This is a genomic window from Streptomyces sp. SID4985 (assembly GCF_009863025.1).
Classification (GTDB): Bacteria; Actinomycetota; Actinomycetes; order Streptomycetales; family Streptomycetaceae; genus Streptomyces.
The window spans coordinates 1-17,369 of record NZ_WWIR01000387.1 but is presented as its reverse complement, the minus strand read 5'-3'; the positions used below and the strand labels follow the sequence as shown (position 1 = coordinate 17,369).

19 protein-coding genes, 1 pseudogene and 1 riboswitch are annotated in these 17,369 nt (G+C 70.8%); of the genes and pseudogenes, 7 read left to right on the top strand and 13 right to left on the bottom strand.

Annotation, left to right across the window (positions count from 1 at the left end):
- A partial coding sequence (locus tag GTW40_RS16430) for a helix-turn-helix transcriptional regulator (RefSeq protein ID WP_161180935.1) occupies positions 1-1,524 on the top strand: 1,524 nt, incomplete at its 5' end.
- A 45-nt stretch (positions 1,525-1,569) separates the two neighbouring features.
- Here the strand turns inward: GTW40_RS16430 and GTW40_RS16425 are convergent.
- The 3 genes and pseudogenes from GTW40_RS16425 to GTW40_RS16415 all read right to left on the bottom strand — a co-directional run bounded on the left by GTW40_RS16425 (position 1,570) and on the right by GTW40_RS16415 (position 3,500).
- Positions 1,570-2,013, bottom strand: a complete 444-nt coding sequence (locus GTW40_RS16425) for a nuclear transport factor 2 family protein (protein WP_343245719.1) — start codon at positions 2,011-2,013, stop codon at positions 1,570-1,572.
- Positions 2,014-2,332: 319 nt separating this feature from the next.
- A pseudogene (locus GTW40_RS16420) lies at positions 2,333-2,782 on the bottom strand (integrase core domain-containing protein); the annotation flags it as partial.
- Between the two features lie 70 nt (positions 2,783-2,852).
- On the bottom strand, positions 2,853-3,500 hold the full coding sequence (locus GTW40_RS16415; RefSeq protein ID WP_161180934.1) for a hypothetical protein: 648 nt from the start codon (positions 3,498-3,500) through the stop codon (positions 2,853-2,855).
- Positions 3,501-3,630: 130 nt separating this feature from the next.
- Here GTW40_RS16415 and GTW40_RS16410 point away from each other — a divergent pair, with 130 nt between their 5' ends.
- The 3 genes from GTW40_RS16410 to GTW40_RS16395 all read left to right on the top strand — a co-directional run bounded on the left by GTW40_RS16410 (position 3,631) and on the right by GTW40_RS16395 (position 7,371).
- A complete protein-coding gene (locus GTW40_RS16410) occupies positions 3,631-5,022 on the top strand; it encodes a PLP-dependent aminotransferase family protein (protein WP_161180933.1) in 1,392 nt (463 codons plus the stop codon).
- A gap of 418 nt (positions 5,023-5,440) precedes the next feature.
- Positions 5,441-6,154, top strand: a complete 714-nt coding sequence (locus GTW40_RS16400; protein ID WP_161180932.1) for a lysophospholipid acyltransferase family protein — start codon at positions 5,441-5,443, stop codon at positions 6,152-6,154.
- A 182-nt stretch (positions 6,155-6,336) separates the two neighbouring features.
- Positions 6,337-7,371, top strand: coding sequence for an NAD(P)-dependent oxidoreductase (locus GTW40_RS16395; protein ID WP_202485973.1), 1,035 nt, complete (start codon positions 6,337-6,339; stop codon positions 7,369-7,371).
- Between the two features lie 52 nt (positions 7,372-7,423).
- Here the strand turns inward: GTW40_RS16395 and GTW40_RS16390 are convergent, their stop codons facing one another.
- The 8 genes from GTW40_RS16390 to GTW40_RS16355 all read right to left on the bottom strand — a co-directional run bounded on the left by GTW40_RS16390 (position 7,424) and on the right by GTW40_RS16355 (position 14,124).
- Positions 7,424-8,986: an alpha/beta hydrolase gene (locus GTW40_RS16390; RefSeq protein ID WP_161180937.1), complete on the bottom strand. Its 1,563-nt coding sequence runs from the start codon at positions 8,984-8,986 to the stop codon at positions 7,424-7,426.
- Between the two features lie 161 nt (positions 8,987-9,147).
- Positions 9,148-9,933: an urease accessory protein UreD gene (locus tag GTW40_RS16385; RefSeq protein ID WP_343245718.1), complete on the bottom strand. Its 786-nt coding sequence runs from the start codon at positions 9,931-9,933 to the stop codon at positions 9,148-9,150.
- 14 nt (positions 9,934-9,947) lie between these two features.
- Entirely contained in the window at positions 9,948-10,625 is a 678-nt protein-coding gene (gene ureG / locus GTW40_RS16380) for an urease accessory protein UreG (RefSeq protein WP_161180931.1), read from the bottom strand.
- 31 nt (positions 10,626-10,656) lie between these two features.
- On the bottom strand, positions 10,657-11,331 hold the full coding sequence (locus GTW40_RS16375) for an urease accessory UreF family protein (protein ID WP_161180930.1): 675 nt from the start codon (positions 11,329-11,331) through the stop codon (positions 10,657-10,659).
- An 8-nt stretch (positions 11,332-11,339) separates the two neighbouring features.
- Positions 11,340-13,061 carry an urease subunit alpha gene (locus GTW40_RS16370; RefSeq protein WP_161180929.1) on the bottom strand — a complete coding sequence of 574 codons (1,722 nt, stop codon included), beginning with the start codon at positions 13,059-13,061 and terminating at the stop codon, positions 11,340-11,342.
- The gene (locus GTW40_RS16365; RefSeq protein ID WP_161180928.1) at positions 13,054-13,365 is read right to left on the bottom strand and encodes an urease subunit beta; all 312 of its coding nucleotides are present in this window, start codon (positions 13,363-13,365) and stop codon (positions 13,054-13,056) included. Before GTW40_RS16365 ends, GTW40_RS16370 begins: the two co-directional genes overlap by 8 nt.
- Positions 13,366-13,376: 11 nt before the next feature.
- The gene (locus tag GTW40_RS16360) at positions 13,377-13,679 is read right to left on the bottom strand and encodes an urease subunit gamma (protein ID WP_161180927.1); all 303 of its coding nucleotides are present in this window, start codon (positions 13,677-13,679) and stop codon (positions 13,377-13,379) included.
- A 172-nt stretch (positions 13,680-13,851) separates the two neighbouring features.
- Complete coding sequence (locus tag GTW40_RS16355) at positions 13,852-14,124, bottom strand: type II toxin-antitoxin system Phd/YefM family antitoxin (protein ID WP_161180926.1); 273 nt, start codon at positions 14,122-14,124, stop codon at positions 13,852-13,854.
- A 204-nt stretch (positions 14,125-14,328) separates the two neighbouring features.
- Here GTW40_RS16355 and GTW40_RS16350 point away from each other — a divergent pair, with 204 nt between their 5' ends.
- The 3 genes from GTW40_RS16350 (at position 14,329) to GTW40_RS16340 (ending at position 16,395) form a co-directional block, all read left to right on the top strand.
- Positions 14,329-14,949, top strand: a complete 621-nt coding sequence (locus GTW40_RS16350; RefSeq protein WP_161180925.1) for an ATP-dependent Clp protease proteolytic subunit — start codon at positions 14,329-14,331, stop codon at positions 14,947-14,949.
- A gap of 7 nt (positions 14,950-14,956) precedes the next feature.
- Positions 14,957-15,262, top strand: coding sequence for a hypothetical protein (locus GTW40_RS16345; RefSeq protein ID WP_161180924.1), 306 nt, complete (start codon positions 14,957-14,959; stop codon positions 15,260-15,262).
- Positions 15,263-15,694: 432 nt separating this feature from the next.
- A riboswitch (cyclic di-AMP (ydaO/yuaA leader) is annotated at positions 15,695-15,918 on the top strand.
- A 3-nt stretch (positions 15,919-15,921) separates the two neighbouring features.
- Positions 15,922-16,395: a C40 family peptidase gene (locus tag GTW40_RS16340; RefSeq protein WP_161180923.1), complete on the top strand. Its 474-nt coding sequence runs from the start codon at positions 15,922-15,924 to the stop codon at positions 16,393-16,395.
- Between the two features lie 37 nt (positions 16,396-16,432).
- Here GTW40_RS16340 and GTW40_RS16335 read toward each other — a convergent pair whose 3' ends face one another.
- Entirely contained in the window at positions 16,433-16,891 is a 459-nt protein-coding gene (locus GTW40_RS16335) for an ATP-binding protein (protein ID WP_161180922.1), read from the bottom strand.
- Between the two features lie 183 nt (positions 16,892-17,074).
- Positions 17,075-17,369: aminotransferase class I/II-fold pyridoxal phosphate-dependent enzyme (locus GTW40_RS16330; protein ID WP_161180921.1), on the bottom strand; the 295-nt coding region annotated here is incomplete at its 5' end.

The window sequence follows — 17,369 nt, the reverse complement described above, 5'->3', positions numbered from 1 at the left end:
GACCGCGGGCGTCGGCTGTACCTGGCCGCGTCGTCGGCGTGGCTCGGCGCGCACCCCTCACGTGCCTCGGCACTCGCCCATGCCGCCGCGGCCCATGTGACCGATCCGCTGCTGCGGACACACCTGACCGCGTTGCGGGGGCAGATCGAGTGGAACACCCGGTCGCTGCACGACGGCCACGACCTCGTTCTGCGGGCCGCCGGTTACGCCGCCGACGTGGACGCGGCGCTGACGGCGCGGCTCGCGATGCTGGCCGCGTCGCTCGCGGCGTTCGGAGCCCGGTCCCCGTACCCGGTGGACCCGGCCGCGCTCGTGACCGAGCCGAAGCCGGACTCGCCGCCCTGGGCACGGGCCACCTGGGCCCTGCTGCACGGATTCGGTGCGGTCACCCGCGGCGACTGGGCGCGCGCCGCGGAGTTCGTCCGGTGCGCGTTCGCCCTCACGGACGCCGACCCGGTCGACGACCCCCTCCTACAGGCCAGCCTCGGCATCGCCGCGATGCTGACGGACGACGACGAACGCGGACTGCGGCTGCACGAACGGCAACTGACCGCCGCGCGCCGCGCGGGGGCGCTGGACATGGTCGCGCACGCCCTCACCCGAGGCGTCACCTTCCAGATCGCGACCGGCGCCTGGTCACAGGCCACGAGTGCCGCCAGCGAGGCGCTCCCGCTGACCGCCGGTACCGGACATCCGGGGCTGACCGCCCTGCCCACCGCGCAGCTGGCCCTCGTCGCGGCGCTGCGCGGGGACGACGACGCCGACCGTCGGCTGGACCGGGTCACCGAGATCCGGGACAAGCACCCGGTCGGCATCACCGACGGCCTGGCCGCCGATCTGACGCACTGGGCCCGAGGGCTGCGCGCGGCGGCGCATCCGCCGACCGCGCTGCATCACTTCGAGCGGATCGAGGGGGCCGCGTGGCGTCGCTTGACCGCCCTGGACCTGTTCGACGCCGCCGTCCGCGCCGATCGCCCCGGAATCCTCCGCGGTCGGCTGGCCGAGCTGGAGCGGTTCGCCGCGGGCACCGGTCTGCCGGCCGCGACCGCGGTCGTCGAGCACGGCCGCGCCCTGCTCGCCGGTGCCGGTACGGCCGAGTCCCACTTCCGGCGGGCGCTCGCCGCGCATGCCGACTCGCCCCGGCGGCCCGACCGGGCCCGTACCCACCTGGCCTTCGGTGAGTATCTGCGCCGAGCCCGCCGCCGGGTCGACGCCCGCGAGCACCTGCGCACCGCACTGACCCTGTTCGAGGACCTCGGCGCCACCCCGTGGGCCGAGCGGGCCGCGCGGGAGCTGCGCGCCTCCGGCGAAACCTCCCGCCGCCGCACCGCCACCACGACCACCGAGCTGACCCCACAGGAACGCCAGGTGGCCGCCCTGGTCCGACAAGGACTGTCGAACCGGGACGTGGCCGCGCAGCTGTTCGTCAGCCCGCGCACCGTCGATTTCCACCTGCGGAACTGCTACGCCAAGTTGGCCGTCAGTTCCCGCGCCGAACTCACCGCCCTCCCGCTCGCCCTGTGACCGGCACGGCCCCGCGCGGGCAGCCTGCCCGGAGAGAACGCGGAGTCAGGAAGCGCCCTTCCGCAACGCCTCGATGAGGAGTTCGAGGTCCCCACGTGCCGTGTACGTACGGATCGGGTCGATGTAGTCGCGTGACTCGATGATCTGGCCGTCCCGCACGCGCAGGATGAAGACGCAGGGCACTTTGGCCGGGGAGCCGTCCGGCGACGTGAACTCGTAGGCGAACTCGGCGACGATCACTTCGGGATCGGCGGTCTCATGAACGACGACATCGACGACACGCCTCTTCGGAAGGGACTCCCGAGCTTCCGGCGGCACCGTGAAGTGCTCCCGGAGCACACGCCGACTCGTCAGCGGCTCGGACTCCGGTGTCGCCATCGGATGCCGGACATCGGTGACCTCGCCATACAGGTCGGGCAACTCGTTCCAGTTCCCGTCGGCGACTCCGTGAACCAGCCGGAGAAACACCTCGCGCGGACTCAGACTCACAAGACCTCCCCATGTAATACGACAGGCAGATGACGCGCATTATCGCCTGGTGCGGGCCAGACCCCTTCCCGGGTCTCATCGCCGCAGGGCGGGAACACGCCTCGCGCCTCTTGAGCCCCGTACAAGTATCCGCCTCGACCTGGGCTTGCCATACTTCGTGGGCCGGTGAGGTGTTCGCCCAGGACCTGGAGGCCACCGACCCATTGCGGTTGGCCTTCGGGCTGCTGGAACTCCACGACGAATACCGGGTCACGTGCGAGATCCGGTTCGCGGACGAGGCTGCGGAGGGTCCGCTGCCGGCTGACGCGCTGGGGGACGGCTATCGCCGGCGATCAAGGGCGGACCGGGACGCCGAGGCCCTCACCTGGTCGTATGAGGACAGGACGTTGGTGACGGTCAGGGGCAGCCGGATTGCCGGCGGTCGGTTTCCGGCTGCCCCTTGTGGGCGGTGGTGGTTGTAGTGGACGTTCCAGACCCGCAGCGCATCTGAGCGTTGCCGCTCGGACTGCCGGCTCCGGACGTAGAGGAATTCCTCGGCGAGGATGCGGTTGTATCGCTCCGCCTCGCCATTGTGACGAGGCGTGTACGGGGTGACGCGTTGGTGCCGTGCTCCAAGCAGCGCGCGAGCGAAGGTATCGGCTCGGCAGGAGGCTCCGTTGTCGGTGACGATCCGCTCGATGGTGGTGATGCCATGTGCTGCGAACCAGACGCGAGCGCGGTGCGTGAACGCAATGGCGGAGTGCAGGCCACGTGGGCGATCGGGCGGAGCCCACAGCGTTCGACGAGGCGGCGTCGGCCGTCAACAGACAGCGGGGCGTTGCGGTGAAGCGATTGCCTCTTCACGGTCGTCGGGTGTGCCGTGGGGGTGCGGAAGCGGCAGGAAGGCGAACCGCCACCAGCGGCAGGAAGCAGCCGACGAGGGGCCCCATGCACAGTGCGATCAGCACCGTGCCGACCCCGACGGTTCCACCCAGAAGCCAGCCGGCGCAGGCAACAGCGACTTCGATGCCGGTGCGCACAACGGCGACGGGTAGGTGGGTGAGCCGAACAAGTCCGGTCATGATGCCGTCGCGTGGTCCCGACCCGAACTGCGCGCCGAGGTAGAGCGCGTCGAAGAATGCCAGGGCGACAAGGCCGAGGGCGAGATATCCGATCTCGGCGAGTGGCCCCTGTGGGTCGGGGAGCACCACCGCGGTGGCATCCGCGGCGAAGCCGACGATTGCGACGTTGAGGAGCGTGCCAAGCCCGGGCAGTTCTCGCAGGGGGATCCATGCGACAAGCACAAGCAGCGAGATCAGGTTCGTCGCCCAACCGAACGAGATATCGAGAGATTTGGCGGTGCCTTCCGTGAGCACGTTCCAGCTGGCCGCGCCCAGCCCGGACTGGACGAGCAGCATGACGGCGGCCCCGTATCCCACCAGGCCGAGCAGGAGCTGGGGGATCCGACGTGCCTTTCGGGCCGCCCGCACCTGGGCAAATGCGCTCATGCGCGGTAGTACGGGTGGGTCGTGACGAGCCGGGACGGAGGTGTGTGTCGTGGAAGCGGGAGGTGCCATATGGCGAGTCTCTGGCTGATCTGGACCCGTAATCCATAGCCAGATTGACTATGCTGGTTTGGTGAAAATCAGCTCGCATGCGGTGGCGCGGATGTTGGGGACCTGGCAGGAGGGGCCGGGGCCGGCGCATCAATGTCTCTCGGACAGGCTGCGTCTGCTGATCCTGGATGGACGCCTCTCCCTTGGTGCGGCCCTGCCGAGTGAGCGCGACCTGGCTGTCGCGCTCGGCACCAGCAGAACCACCGTCGGCACCGCCTTCCGCACCCTGGTAGAGCACGGATACCTCGCCACACAGGCACGTACCAGGGCGACGGTACGGCTGCCTGATGACACCGCGTCCGAACACCCGATTGGCACGGACACAGAGACCATCGACCTGTCCTTTGCCGCGCCGGCTGCGCCCGTAGAAATCCTCCACGCCGCGTTCGCGACCGCTCTCGAACAGCTGCCACGACATTTCGGGCGGCACGGCTACGACCGATACGGCACAGCGGAGCTGCGCGAGGCAGTCGCCCACTGGTATCAGCGGCGAGGACTGCCCACCCGGCCCGATCACATCCTGATCACCAACGGCGCACAGCACGCGCTCGCTCTTCTGACGCGAACACTCCTGTCGCCACGCGACAAAGTCCTCATCGACCATCCGACCTACCCGCACGCGATCACGACATTCACTCAAGCGCGCGCCCGACTTCTGCCCGTCGCCGTGACATCTTCCGGCTGGGACACCGAGCAACTCCAAGCAGCAGGACAAGCCGCGAACTTGGCCTACCTGATACCTGACTTCCACAACCCGACCGGGATGTGCATGCCCACGAGCGTGCGCCAACAGCTCAGGCTCGCTTGCCCCACGGTCGTCGACGAGACCATGACCGATCTCGCTCTGGACGTTCCGAGCCCCGAACCCCTCGCGCTGCACATGCCCGCAGCCATCAGCATCGGCTCTGTGTCCAAGAGCGTCTGGGGTGGGCTACGCACCGGCTGGATTCGCGCACCTCCCTCTCTCCTGGAACGCGTCGAAAGGGCTCGTCCCACGACGGACCTCGGCACCCCCGTCGTCGAACAACTCGCCACAGCCGTCATCCTGAACGAGCACCAAACCCAGCGACCGGACGCACTCCAGCAACTCAGGTCGCAACGTGACGCCCTGCGGCAAGCACTCACCGAGCACCTGCCGGACACCCATGTCCTACAACCAGCCGGAGGTGTGACGCTGTGGGCAACCTTCCCCGGGCCCGTCAGCTCACGGCTGGCAGCCATGGCACCTGACCACGGAGTGACCATCGCGGCCGGACCACGATTCGGGGTCGGGGGCACGTTCGAACGCAACATCCGACTACCGTTCACACTCCCTTCGAGTCAACTGCTCCAGGCAATCCGCAGACTCGCGCAGGCAAAACAGGCACTCGCACAAGGCGCTACCGGGACGCATACCCCCGCGCCCCTCGCATGAGCGGGGGTGAGGTGCGGGTGGAGGCGGGGGTGAACAGACTGGCTGTCCACCGCCAGGACCAGTGCGAATCACCCTTCGGCGGCGCCTGGTCGAGGGTCCTGGCGACCACGGCTTCGACCTGCTCGTCCGTGATCTTCCGCGGCGCCCCCGCACGTGGTCGGGCCGGTTCCGTACTTCACAGGACTGCCCCGCAGACAACGCCCCTCATGCACGCAGCCGCCCCGCTGCCGCAGTGGATCATATTCCACGACTCACCATCACCTGATGGTCAATCGGCTAACGCAAAGACGGGCCAGCATGAGATCCGCCGAACGTGGTTACAGATGACTGCAGATGCACCCGGGCAACATTCCGTACCTCCGCGTTGACCTGCAAAAACTCCGGCCGACAGCGGACCTGTTGAGGTGAAGGTCGAGCCATGTTCTACAACCTGCTCAAGTACGTTCTGCTGGGCCCGCTGCTCAGAGTCGTGTTCCGGCCGCGGATCGAGGGGCTGGAGAACGTGCCCGCGGAGGGGGCGGCGATCGTCGCCGGGAATCATCTGTCGTTCTCGGACCACTTTCTGATGCCCGCGATCCTCAAGCGGCGGATCACGTTTCTCGCGAAGGCCGAGTACTTCACCGGGCCCGGCATCAAGGGGCGGCTGACCGCGTTCTTCTTCCGGAGTGCGGGGCAGATCCCGGTGGACCGTTCGGGGAAGGAGGCGGGGCAGGCGGCGATCCGGGAGGGGCTCAAGGTGCTGGGGCGCGGGGAGCTGCTGGGGATCTACCCGGAGGGCACGCGGTCGCACGACGGGCGGCTCTACAAGGGCAAGGTCGGAGTCGCCGTGATGGCGCTGAAGGCGGGCGTGCCGGTCGTGCCCTGCGCGATGATCGGGACCTTCGAGGCGCAGCCGCCCGGCCGGAAGATCCCCCGGCTGCGGCCGGTGGCGATCCGGTTCGGGGAGCCGATGGACTTCTCCCGGTTCGCGGGGATGGAAGGCGAGCGCGCGGTGCTGCGGGCGGTGACGGACGAGATCGTCTACGAGATCCTCGCGCTGTCCGGGCAGGAGTACGTCGACGAGTACGCGGCCGTCGTCAAGGAGAGTCAGGGCGAACGGCAGCGCCGCTTCCCACGCGCCCCGCTCAGCTGACCCGCGCCACTCGACCGGCCTGGCCCACTCCGCCGACCCGCGCCCCTCCACCGACTTCGCCCACTCCCCCGACCCGCACACCGCTCCACCGACCCACGCCACCCGCCCGCTTCCGCTGTCGGCGGACTCCGCCCTCGGCGCAAACACGCGTCAACCCCACCCCCCACGGCCAAGATCGCCGCATGAAGCGAGCTGTGGTGATCGGTGCGAATGGGCAGATCGGGCGTCCCGTGGTGGACGCGCTGGTCCGGGACGGATGGGAGGTGACGGCCGCCACGCGCGGCGGCGGCCGGAGCGCGGCGTGGGACGAGGGGGTGCGCGCGGTCCCGCTGGACCGTGCCGACGACGACGCGCTCGGCGCCGTGGTGGGTGACGGCTGCGATCTGGTGGTCGACCTGGTCGGCTACGACGCCGTCCACGCACGGCAGTTGACTGCTCTCGCGGGGCGTATCGGTTCGGCCGTGGTGATATCGACAGTCGCGGTGTACGCGGACGACGCGGGACGCGGTTTCGACACCATGGACGAGCTGGACGGCTGTCCGGACTTCCCGGTGCCGATCCCGGAGACCCAGGCGACGGTACGGCCCGGGGACGCGACCTACGCCACCCGCAAGTCCGCCCTGGAGCATGAACTCCTCACCAATGAAGCCGGGTTGCCGGTGACCGTCCTGCGGCCGGGCGCCGTCCACGGGCCGCACAGCAGGCTCCCCCGCGAGCTGTACTTCGTCAAGCGCAATCTCGACGGGCGCCGCACACGCGTCCTCGCGTTCCGGGGCGGGACCAGGTTCCACACCGCGAGCGCTTACAACGTCGCCGAGTTGGTCCGGCTGGCCGCCGCCCGGCCGGGGACGCGCGTGCTCAACGCCTGTGATCCGCAGGCGCCGACGGCCGAGGAGATCGGTGCCGCGATCGACTCGGTCATGGGGGTGAAGACCGAGACGGCACCGTTCGACGGGCCACCGCACGAGGGCTCCGTCGGCCTCAACCCGTGGGCCGGGCCCCGGCCGGTGGTGTGCGACATGGCCGCCGCCGAACGGGAGTTGGGCTACCACCCGGTGGTGTCGTACGAGGAGAGCCTGCCGGAGACGGTGGAGTGGCTGACCGCCGAACTGCGCGCCGGTGACTGGGACGAGCGCTTCCCGCTGCTCGCGCGGGCCTACCCGGAACTTTTCAACTACGCGGCGGAAGATGCCCTGTTGGGTGCGCGGCAGGCATGAGAAGAGGGGCGGCCGGAAGGCTCCAGCCGCCCCTCACCTTCGTACCGGGGTGTTACGGCTTCGGCGTCGCGTGCGGGGCGCACGTGACGTCGGAGCGGTCCAGCTGACCCTTGAGCAGGTAGGCGTCGACCCGCTCGTTGATGCACGGGTTGACCAGGCCGGTCACGCCGTGCGAGCCCGCGCCCTGCTCGGTGATCAGGCGCGAGTTCTTGAAGCGCTTGTGCAGCGAGACGGCGCCCTCGTACGGGGTGGCGGCGTCACGCGTGGACTGCACGATCAGGACCGGCGGAAGACCGCGGTGCGTCGTGACCTCGACCGGGGTGTGCTGCTTGGCCGGCCAGGTGGCGCAAGGCAAGTTCATCCACGCATTGGCCCAGGTCATAAAGGGATAATCCCTATTGAGCCGCGTGTTGTCCCTGTCCCAGGTCTTCCAGTCCGTCGGCCACTTGGCGTCGGCGCACTCCACGGCGGTGTAGACCGCGTTGCCGTTCTCGGAGGACGCGTTGCCCGCGATGTCGGACAGGTCGGGCGCGGCCGCGTCGACCAGCGCCTGGGTGTCACCGGCGACGTACTTGCTGAACACCGTGGCGACCGGCACCCACGACGAGTCGTAGTACGGCGCGCTCTGGAAGAAGCCGATCAGCTCGGCCGGGCCGACGACCCCGCCGAGCGGGTGCTTCTTGGCCGTCGCGCGCAGCTTCAGCCACTTGTCCTGGACGGCGGCGCGGGTGGTACCGAGGTGGAAGGCGGCGTCGTTGGCGGCGACCCAGTCCTCCCAGTCCTTCCAGCGGCCCTCGAACGCGATGTCCTGGTTCAGGTTGGCCTTGTACCAGATGTTGTCGCGGTCCGGGTTGACCACGCTGTCCACGACCATGCGGCGCAGGTGGCCCGGGAAGAGGGTGCCGTAGACGGCACCGAGGTACGTGCCGTACGAGACGCCGAGGTAGTTCAGCTTCTTCTCACCGAGCGCGGCGCGGATGACGTCCAGGTCGCGGGCGGTGTTCGGCGTGGTCATGTGCGGCAGCATCGCGCCGCTGCGCTCGCCGCAGCCCTCGGCGTACTCGCGGGCCAGCTTGCGCTGGGCACGCTTGTCGGCCTCGGTGCCGGGCACCGGGTCGGCCTTGGGCGCCTTGACGAACTCCTGCGGGTCGACGCAGGAGATGGGCGCGGAGTGGCCGACGCCGCGCGGGTCGAAGCCCACGAAGTCGTAGGCCTTGGACACGTTCGTCCACAGCGGGTTCTTGTTGGTGACGCGCGTCGGGAAGCGCATCCCGGAGCCGCCGGGGCCGCCCGGGTTGTAGACCAGCGCGCCCTGGCGGTCCTGCTGGGTGCCGGTGTTGCCGATGCGGTCCACGGCGAGCTTGATCTGCTTGCCGTAGGGGTGGGCGTAGTCGAGCGGCACGCTGACCCAGCCGCACTGGATGGGCTTGACCAGCCCCCAGTCGGCGGGGCAGTCCTGCCAGTCGATGCCCTGGTGGGCGGTGCGGGCCGCGGCGATCGCGGCGCCGCGCGCCTCACGGTCCTGCGCGGGCCGGCTGTCGGCGGTGGCGGCGGGTGCCGTCACCGCCCCGGCTATCAGGCTAGCGACGAGTGTTCCGGCCGAACTCAGCGCCAGAACAAGGTTCTTTCTGTTCTCCCTCAAGGAGCCCCTCCCCGTGCCTGATGGACATATTCAGGCGGGGATCCTTTCGGCTGTGAGCCGTCTGAGAACAGAGTTTGCGGATCTTCTTTACCAATCCGATAAACGGATCACCGGATACCGGTGAGCGAGCGGCTCTACGACAGCACCGTCAACGCCTCGTCCAGCCTCCGCCGCAGGGCCAACGCGTCGGGGGCGACGGCACTGACGAGGACGGCGGGACCGGCGAGCGGCATCAGCGCGGCACCGTCGCCCAGCAGACGGGCTTCGGGCCGCTCCTGAGCGAACTCCGGCCTTACGACGATCAGTTGGCCGACGGCCCGCATCCCGCCGAGGACCGCCGGGCCGTCCCAGCCGCCGGGTGCGCCGGGGCCGCAGGACAACTCCTGGTCGAGGACGGTGGTGTCCGCGATCCGTACGGTGAGGCGGCTGGTGAGCCTGCCGGGGACCTCTCCGACACGGCCGAGCACCTGCTCCTCGCGGAGCACCAGCCGTGCGCCCGGGGCGAGTTGGGCTCGGGTGGTGACGCGCAGGTCGCTTCCGGCGGCCGAGATCAGCTGTTCGGGGAGCCAGTACAGCTCGCCGCCGTCGGCCACGTCGAGCCGTACGTCGTAGTGCGCCTCGTGCTTCGTCTGGCCGGGCAGGGCGATGGTGGCGGCGGCCGAGCCCAGGTACAGCCGGGCGCCCTGCCCCACCTCGGCCTCGACGGTGAAGTGGTCGCCGCCGAGCGGTCCGCTCATCGCACCGACGAGCAGCACGCGGGCCTCTCCCCCATGGGCACGGGTACGCCGGAGCGCCAGCGGGCCGTCGCCGTCCAGGACCGGGAGCGCGGTGCCGCCGCGTCCGTCGGCGCGGGCCGCGATGCGGGCGTGGGCGTGAACGCCGTTGGCCCGCAGGGACGGTGACGCCCTCCAGGGCGTCACCCCGGTCACCCCGGTCACGCCGCCCACGCCGCGAGCCGCCCCCGCACCCACTCCGCCACGTCCGCGACGCCCGCCTCCGTGCGCAACGACTGGAAAACCACCGGGAGTTCCGCCCGCTGTGCCTTCGCGTCGGCGGCCATCCGGGCCAGGTCGGACCCCACATACGGCGCGAGGTCGGTCTTGTTGACGACCAGCAGGTCGGCCGTCGTGACCCCCGGGCCGCCCTTGCGCGGGATGTCGTCGCCGCCCGCGACGTCGATCACGAAGACCTGTGCGTCCACGAGTCCCTTGGAGAAGGTGGCGGTGAGGTTGTCGCCGCCGGACTCGACGAGGATCAGGTCCAGCGGCCCGACCGCGTCCTCCAGGTCCTCCACGGCTTCGAGGTTGGCGGAGATGTCGTCGCGGATCGCGGTGTGCGGGCAGGCGCCGGTCTCCACGGCCGTGATCCGCTCGGGCGGCAACACGGCCTCCCTGAGCAGGAATTCGGCGTCCTCACGGGTGTAGATGTCGTTGGTGACGACGGCGAGGGACAGCTCGTCGCGCAGCGCCCGGCACAGCGCGGCGACGGTCGCGGTCTTGCCGGACCCGACAGGGCCGCCGAGTCCGATGCGCAGCGCGCGGCGCGTGCCGTCGGGCCGATGGGCGTCGGCGCTCAGGGCGGCCGGGCCGGTGTGGGTGTGGTCGAGGTGCATGAGCGCTCCAAGTTCGGTGCGGGATAAGGCCCTAGGAGGCGAAGAGGCGTACGGGCCAGGCCGCGTGCCACTCGGCGCCCGTTTCCAGCAGAGGCGCCGAGGCAGCGGGCAGCGCGTCGGTGCCCTCGGTCACCGCCCGCCGGGCCGACTCCACCGCCCGGTCCACCACGCGGTCCAGCTCCGGTGCCAGCCGGGCCAGTGCGCCGGTCGCGTCGAAGGGGTCGAGGCTCAGCAGCCGTACGGTGGCCGTCGCAGGGCCGCTCACGCTCTCGTAGGCGGCGCAGTAGGCGGCGTCCTCGGGTGTCAGACCGGCGGCGCGGGCGGTGAGCCCGAGGACGACCGGCTGGTGCGCGCCCTTGGGGAACTCCGCTGCCAGCGCGTCGAGTTCGGGCGACGGCCAGGTGGCACGGGCGGCCCGCGTCAGCTGCCGTCCGAGCCGTCGCGCGGCGGTGCGCAGCGCGGGCGACGGCGTACGGGCATCCGCCGACGCGTCCAACTCCCGTGCGGGGAGGCCGAGTACGGCCGCCGCCGCGAGCGCGGCCGCGACCAGGCCCGAGGTGTGCAGCCGTCCCCGGCAGAACTCCTCCAGGCTCGCGGCCGAGGTGATGCGGCCCGCCTTGACGGCGGCCTCGGCCCCGCCGGAGTGCGCGTGGCCTCCGGCGGGGAAGCGGCCGTCGGCGAGGACGAGGAGCGCGGCTCGGGACATCAGAGACCTCAGAAGAGGAAGTAGCGCTGGGCCATGGGCAGTTCGGCCGCCGGTGCCGCCTCCACCAGCTCGCCGTCGATGTGCACGGCGAAGCTGTCGGGGTCGATCCGTACGTCCGGCATGGCGTCGTTCTCGCGCAGGTCGGCCTTGGTGACCCCGCGGGTGGACTCGATGGCCACGAACCGCTTGCCGAGTCCGAGGCGTTCGGGCAGACCGTCCTCGATCGCCAACCCCGCCACGAAGTTGAGCGAGTTGGACGCCGGGGCACGGCCGATCGCGCCGTACATCGGGCGGGGCAGGACCGGCTGCGGGGTGGGGATGGAGGCGTTGGCGTCGCCCATCTGCGCGTAGGCGATCTGGCCGCCCTTGAGGACGAGCAGCGGCTTGACCCCGAAGAACGCGGGCTCCCACAGCACCAGGTCGGCCAGCTTGCCGGTCTCCACCGAGCCGATCTCGGCGGCGAGACCCTGGGCGAGCGCCGGGTTGATCGTGTACTTGGCGACATAGCGCCGCACCCGGCGGTTGTCGGCGCGGCCGTCACCGGGGAGCGCGCCCCGGCGGCCCTTCATCACGTGCGCCGTCTGCCAGGTGCGCAGGATGACCTCGCCGACGCGGCCCATGGCCTGGGAGTCGGAGGAGATGATCGAGATCGCGCCGAGGTCGTGGAGGATGTCCTCCGCGCCGATGGTGGACGGCCGGATGCGGGACTCGGCGAAGGCCAGGTCCTCGGGGACGGCCGGGTTGAGGTGGTGGCAGACCATCAGCATGTCGAGGTGTTCCTCGGCGGTGTTGACGGTGAACGGCCGGGTCGGATTGGTCGAGCTGGGCAGCACGTTGGGCTGCGAGACGACCGTCATGATGTCCGGCGCGTGCCCGCCCCCGGCACCCTCGGTGTGGTACGAGTGGATGCCCCGGCCCGCGATGGCGGCGAGGGTGTCACCCACGAACCCGGCCTCGTTGAGGGTGTCGGTGTGGATGGCGACCTGGATGCCGGTGCGGTCGGCCACGGTGAGCGCCGCGTCGATGACGGCCGGGGTGGAACCCCAGTCCTCGTGCAGCTTCAGCCCGACGGCGCCGCCCCTGATCTGGGAGAGCATCGCCTCCTGCGAGACGGTGTTGCCCTTGCCGAGGAAACCGACGTTGACGGGGTACGCCTCCATCGCCTCCAGCATCCGGGCGAGGTGCCAGGGACCGGGGGTGACGGTGGTCGCCTTCGAGCCCTCTGCGGGACCGGTGCCGCCGCCGACCAGCGTGGTCACGCCGGAGGCCAGCGCCTCGTCCGCGATCTGCGGGCAGATGAAGTGGACGTGCGCGTCGATGGCGCCCGCCGTGAGGATGCGGCCGTTGCCCGCGATGACCTCGGTCTCGGGGCCGATGACGAGGTCGGGGTGGACGCCGTCCATGGTGTCCGGGTTGCCCGCCTTGCCGATGCCGGTGATCCGGCCGTCGCGGATGCCGACGTCGGCCTTGATCACACCCCAGTGGTCGACGATGACGACGCCGGTGATCACGGTGTCCGGGGTGCCCTCGGCGCGGGTCGCCCGGGACTGCCCCATGGACTCGCGGATGACCTTGCCACCGCCGAACACCGCCTCGTCGCCGGAGCGGCCGGGTCCGCCGGAGCGGTCCTCCTCGATCTCGATCAGCAGATCGGTGTCGGCGAGCCGGATGCGGTCACCGGTGGTGGGGCCGAACAGGTCGGCGTACGCGGCGCGGGAGATCTCAGGCATCGAGGGCACCTCCGGTCTCGCCGCGCAGTCCGGGCACGATGCGGGCGCCGGAGAGCGGAACGAGTTCGACCTCGACGGGGATGCCGGGCTCGAAGCGGACGGCGGTCCCCGCGGCGACGTTCAGCCGCTTGCCGTGGGCCTCGGCGCGGTCGAACTCCAGGCCCGGGTTGGCCTCGGCGAAGTGATAGTGGGAGCCGACCTGCACAGGGCGGTCGGCGGCGTTGAGCACAGTGAGCCGGGTGACCTCGCGGCCCTCGTTGCAGACGATCGGCCCGTCCGCGAACAGCGTCTCTCCGGGAATCATCGCGGCGCCCCTCAGACGATCGGCTCGTGGACGGTGACGAGCTTGGTGCCGTCCGGGAAGGTCGCCTCGACCTGTACGTCGTGGATCATCTCGGGCACGCCCGTCATGACGTCGTCCCTGGTGAGGACCTTGCGACCGGAGGACATCAGCTCGGCGACGGTACGGCCGTCGCGGGCGCCCTCCAGGATGTGCGACGTGATGAGCGCGACGGCCTCGGGGTGGTTCAGCTTCAGCCCTCGGGCCCGGCGCCGTTCGGCCACGTCCGCCGCGACATGGATCAGCAGCCGCTCTTGCTCGTGCGGGGTCAGTTGCACGTCCCACCTCACAGTCCTCGCTCCGGACCGTGCGGGGCCCGGTTGCCGCGGCCACCTCTCGGCTCCGCCGGCTCGGCCGGAAAGCCCCTGGTGGCGTGGGGGGAAGGCTAGTTCGCGGGCGTTTCGGCGAGGTTAACCGGCGACGATCCGGCGCGCCCGCACCCGGGGCGCCCTACGAGGCCCCCGGCCCCCGGTGCTCCGCCGCGATCCCGAACCGCTGCCGCACCGCCGACCCGGTCTCGTGCACCCGTGACACCGAACTGACGACATGCTCCTGCTCCGCCGCGTCCAACGCCTCCAGCCGCTCCAGATCTGCGGCGGACACCAACGCGACGAGCGGCTTCCCATGCCGGGTCACGACGACCCGCTCCCCGCCGTACACCACCCGGTTGATCAGATCCGCCAGCTCAGCCCTGGCTTGCGTCACCGGAATCTCATAGGCCATGGGGCAAGTCTAGGCGCCGCCCGAAAGGGGCCCGGGATTCCCCGGTGCACGCCGTGACGCTCATGGAGCCACCTCTCTCCTGAACTCCCGCCGCACCGAGTCGATATGACTGTCCGTCGGACGAGCGCAGCGACCCGTACGTCCTGTACATTTTTTACAGAAGCGAGGGCCCATCACGGCCCGTTCGTCAGGAGGGGTACGCCCATGTCCCGTTCGTCCGCCCGCTACGTCCTGCCCGAGTTCACCGAGCGGGGCACGACAGGGCCACGCACGCTCGATCCGTACTCCAAGCTGTTCGAGGGGCGGATCGTGTTCCTGGGGACACCCCTGGACGACACCGCGTCGACCGATGTGATCAGTCAGCTGATGCAGCTGGAACACTCCGCGCCGGAGCGGGACATCACCCTGTACCTCAACAGCCCGGGCGGCTCGTTCCACGCCATGACCGCCGTGTACGACACGATGCGGTACGTCTCCTGCGACGTGGCGACCTACTGCCTCGGCCAGGTCGCCTCCGCCTCGGCGGTGCTGCTCGCGGCGGGGACACCGGGGAAGCGGTACGTGCTGCCCGGCGCCCGGGTCGTGCTGGAACAGCCCGCGCTGAACGAGCCCACGCACGGACAGCCGAGCGATCTGCTCATCCAGGCCGAAGAGCTGGCGCGCACCAGGGCCCTGATGGAGGAGATCCTCGTCCGCCACACCGGGCGGGACGCCGAGCGCGTGCACGCCGATCTGGAGCGGCAGCTGGTGCTGGACGCGCGGGACGCCGTCGCGTACGGACTCGCGGACGAAGTCGTGCAGAGCCGCGCCTCCGGGGCCCGGTGAGCGCGCCGTGCTGCCGGACCTTCCGCCGCTGCCCGCGCTGACCCGGGCCGAGGGCGAGCTGATCGACCGTTACCTGGAGGTGGCCGAGCTGCTCGGCCGGATCAACCCCGCCCGGGAGGAGGACACGTACCGCGGTCTGCGGGCCGCGCAGGCCCTCGTGCGCAAGGCGACAGAGCTGAGGGACGCGCTCACGCTGATGCACCAGCGGGGCGAGACGGAGCTGCACGGGAGCACACTGACACGCGCGCTGCGCCTGCTGGACGGCGAACGCCGCACCGCGCGGGTCGTGCTCCCGCCGGACGACGGGAAGTGACCCGACGCGCCGGAATACCACCGCCCTTCCACCGGCCCGGCACGCTCCCCGGCCCCACCCCCGCCACGCTCCCGCCCGACCACGACACCCCGCCCGGACACCTGGCACCCCCACCGGACCCCGCGCGTCGAGCACTCCCCCACTCGGGGAGCCGAAACGGGCCGAACGCGGTACCGCCGACCGGTGTATCTCCGGGCCCGTTTCCGCCCCCTCCGAGTTGCGCGGCGCACCCGTGACCGTGCCGCGCGGGGCCCTCGCGCCCCAGGTCCGGGGCTACGCGCGGGGGCTGACGGAGGTTCGGGAACGGGACTGTCCACCCGATCGGGTGAGTGGTGAGTAACGCCACAAACCGCCGATTCCATTGGGATTTTCCGGCAGTAGTAAGTGAAGATCCCTGTCTGACGACAAGCCCCCGCCACAGCGGCGGGGCGGTCCGGGCGGACGCCGAGTCCTGCCGCCGCCCGGATGACCGGTCGACAGGAGTGCATCGGCAGGAGTGGAGGACCCGAGCAAGACGGGTCGCCGGCACGGACGTTCGCGTACAGCGGGCGGTCGTACCGAGTGGCCCTTGGGGTGAAGCCGTGGCGACACGGCCGGGCAACTTCGCCAGCCCGAATCCGACAGGTCATCCTTCACAGGCGGCTGACGAAGGGTTGCGCATGACTGCGCTCAATCGTGTCCCGTCGCTGATGGCCCGGGCCGGAACGGCCTCGGCCCTCACCCTTGCCGCCGTGGGCGGCTCGATCGCGGTGCCGGGGCTGGCCACACAGGCCTCCGCCGCGACCACCGCGACGAAGGCGCTCCAGATCGCCGCGTCCAAGAAGGGCGCTCCGTACAGCTACGGGGCCACCGGACCGCGCCGGTTCGACTGCTCGGGGCTGACGCTCTACTCGTTCAAGAAGGCGGGCAAGACGCTGCCCCGCACCGCCGCCCAGCAGTACAACAAGACGCACCACATTTCGTCGGGCCACCGCAAGGCCGGTGACCTGGTGTTCTTCCACTCGGGATCCAGCGTCTACCACGTCGGCATCTACGCCGGGAAGGGCAAGATCTGGCACGCCCCGAAGACCGGGGACGTGGTGCGCCTGCAGAAGATCTGGACCAAGAGCGTCTGGTACGGCCGGGTGAACTGACCCGGAGCGGGCCCGCCGCGGCCCTGTGGGGCCGCGGCTACGGTTCCTGACGGGCCGCCGCCGTCAGGGGCCCGGCCGGCGCCGTCCAGGGCAGCTCGACGGCGACCGTCTTGCCGCCCTCACGGGTGGAGCGGACCCGGAGCCTGCCCCCGCACTCGGCGGTCAGGCACCGGATGATGACCATGCCGCGCCCGTTGTCCTGCTGCACGGCGGCGGGCAGCCGTCTGGGGAAGCGCGGGTGGCTGTCCGTCACGCCGATGCGCAGCCACTCGTCCCGCACCAGGACGAGGTCCACGGTGAACGTGGGCGACTGGCCGAAGGTGTGCTGCACGGCGTTGGTCGCCAGCTCGGAGACGATCAGCCGGACGGTGTCGGCGGCCTCGGTGTCCGACGGCAGACCCCACTCCGCCAGCACGCCCAGCACGTAGGAGCGGGTCGTGGCGACCGAGGCGGGCTCACTCGGCAGAGTGACGGATGCTTCCAGATGGTCTGCCATGGCGACGTCGTCCCTTTCCACGCTGGGCGGTCAGCCTGCCACCACCGGACCGGCCGGGGGTACCAACCCCCGATATATGCACATATCTATCGCCCGATGCGGTGAACTCTGCGACGCGAGAACGGATTTGGGGCCGACGACGCGCTCCGGCGCACAACCGGCTCACTCCCGCCCGCAGGGCACCTACGGCCGGGTCTCGCCGATCACCCGCACCGCGCGCGCGATCTCCTCCCCGGTCAGATCCGCCCGCGCCGTCAGCCGCAGCCGGGAGACCCCGTCCGGCACCGACGGCGGCCGGAAGCACCCCACGGCGAGCCCGGCCGTACGGCAGCGGGCCGCCCACTCGACGGCGTCGGACGCGGAGGGGGCGCGTACGGAGACCACGGCGGCGTCGGGGCGTACCGCGTCCAGGCCCTCGGCGGTCAGGCACGTGTGCAGCTCGGCGGCGACCGCGCGGGCCCGGGCCGCCCGTTCGGGC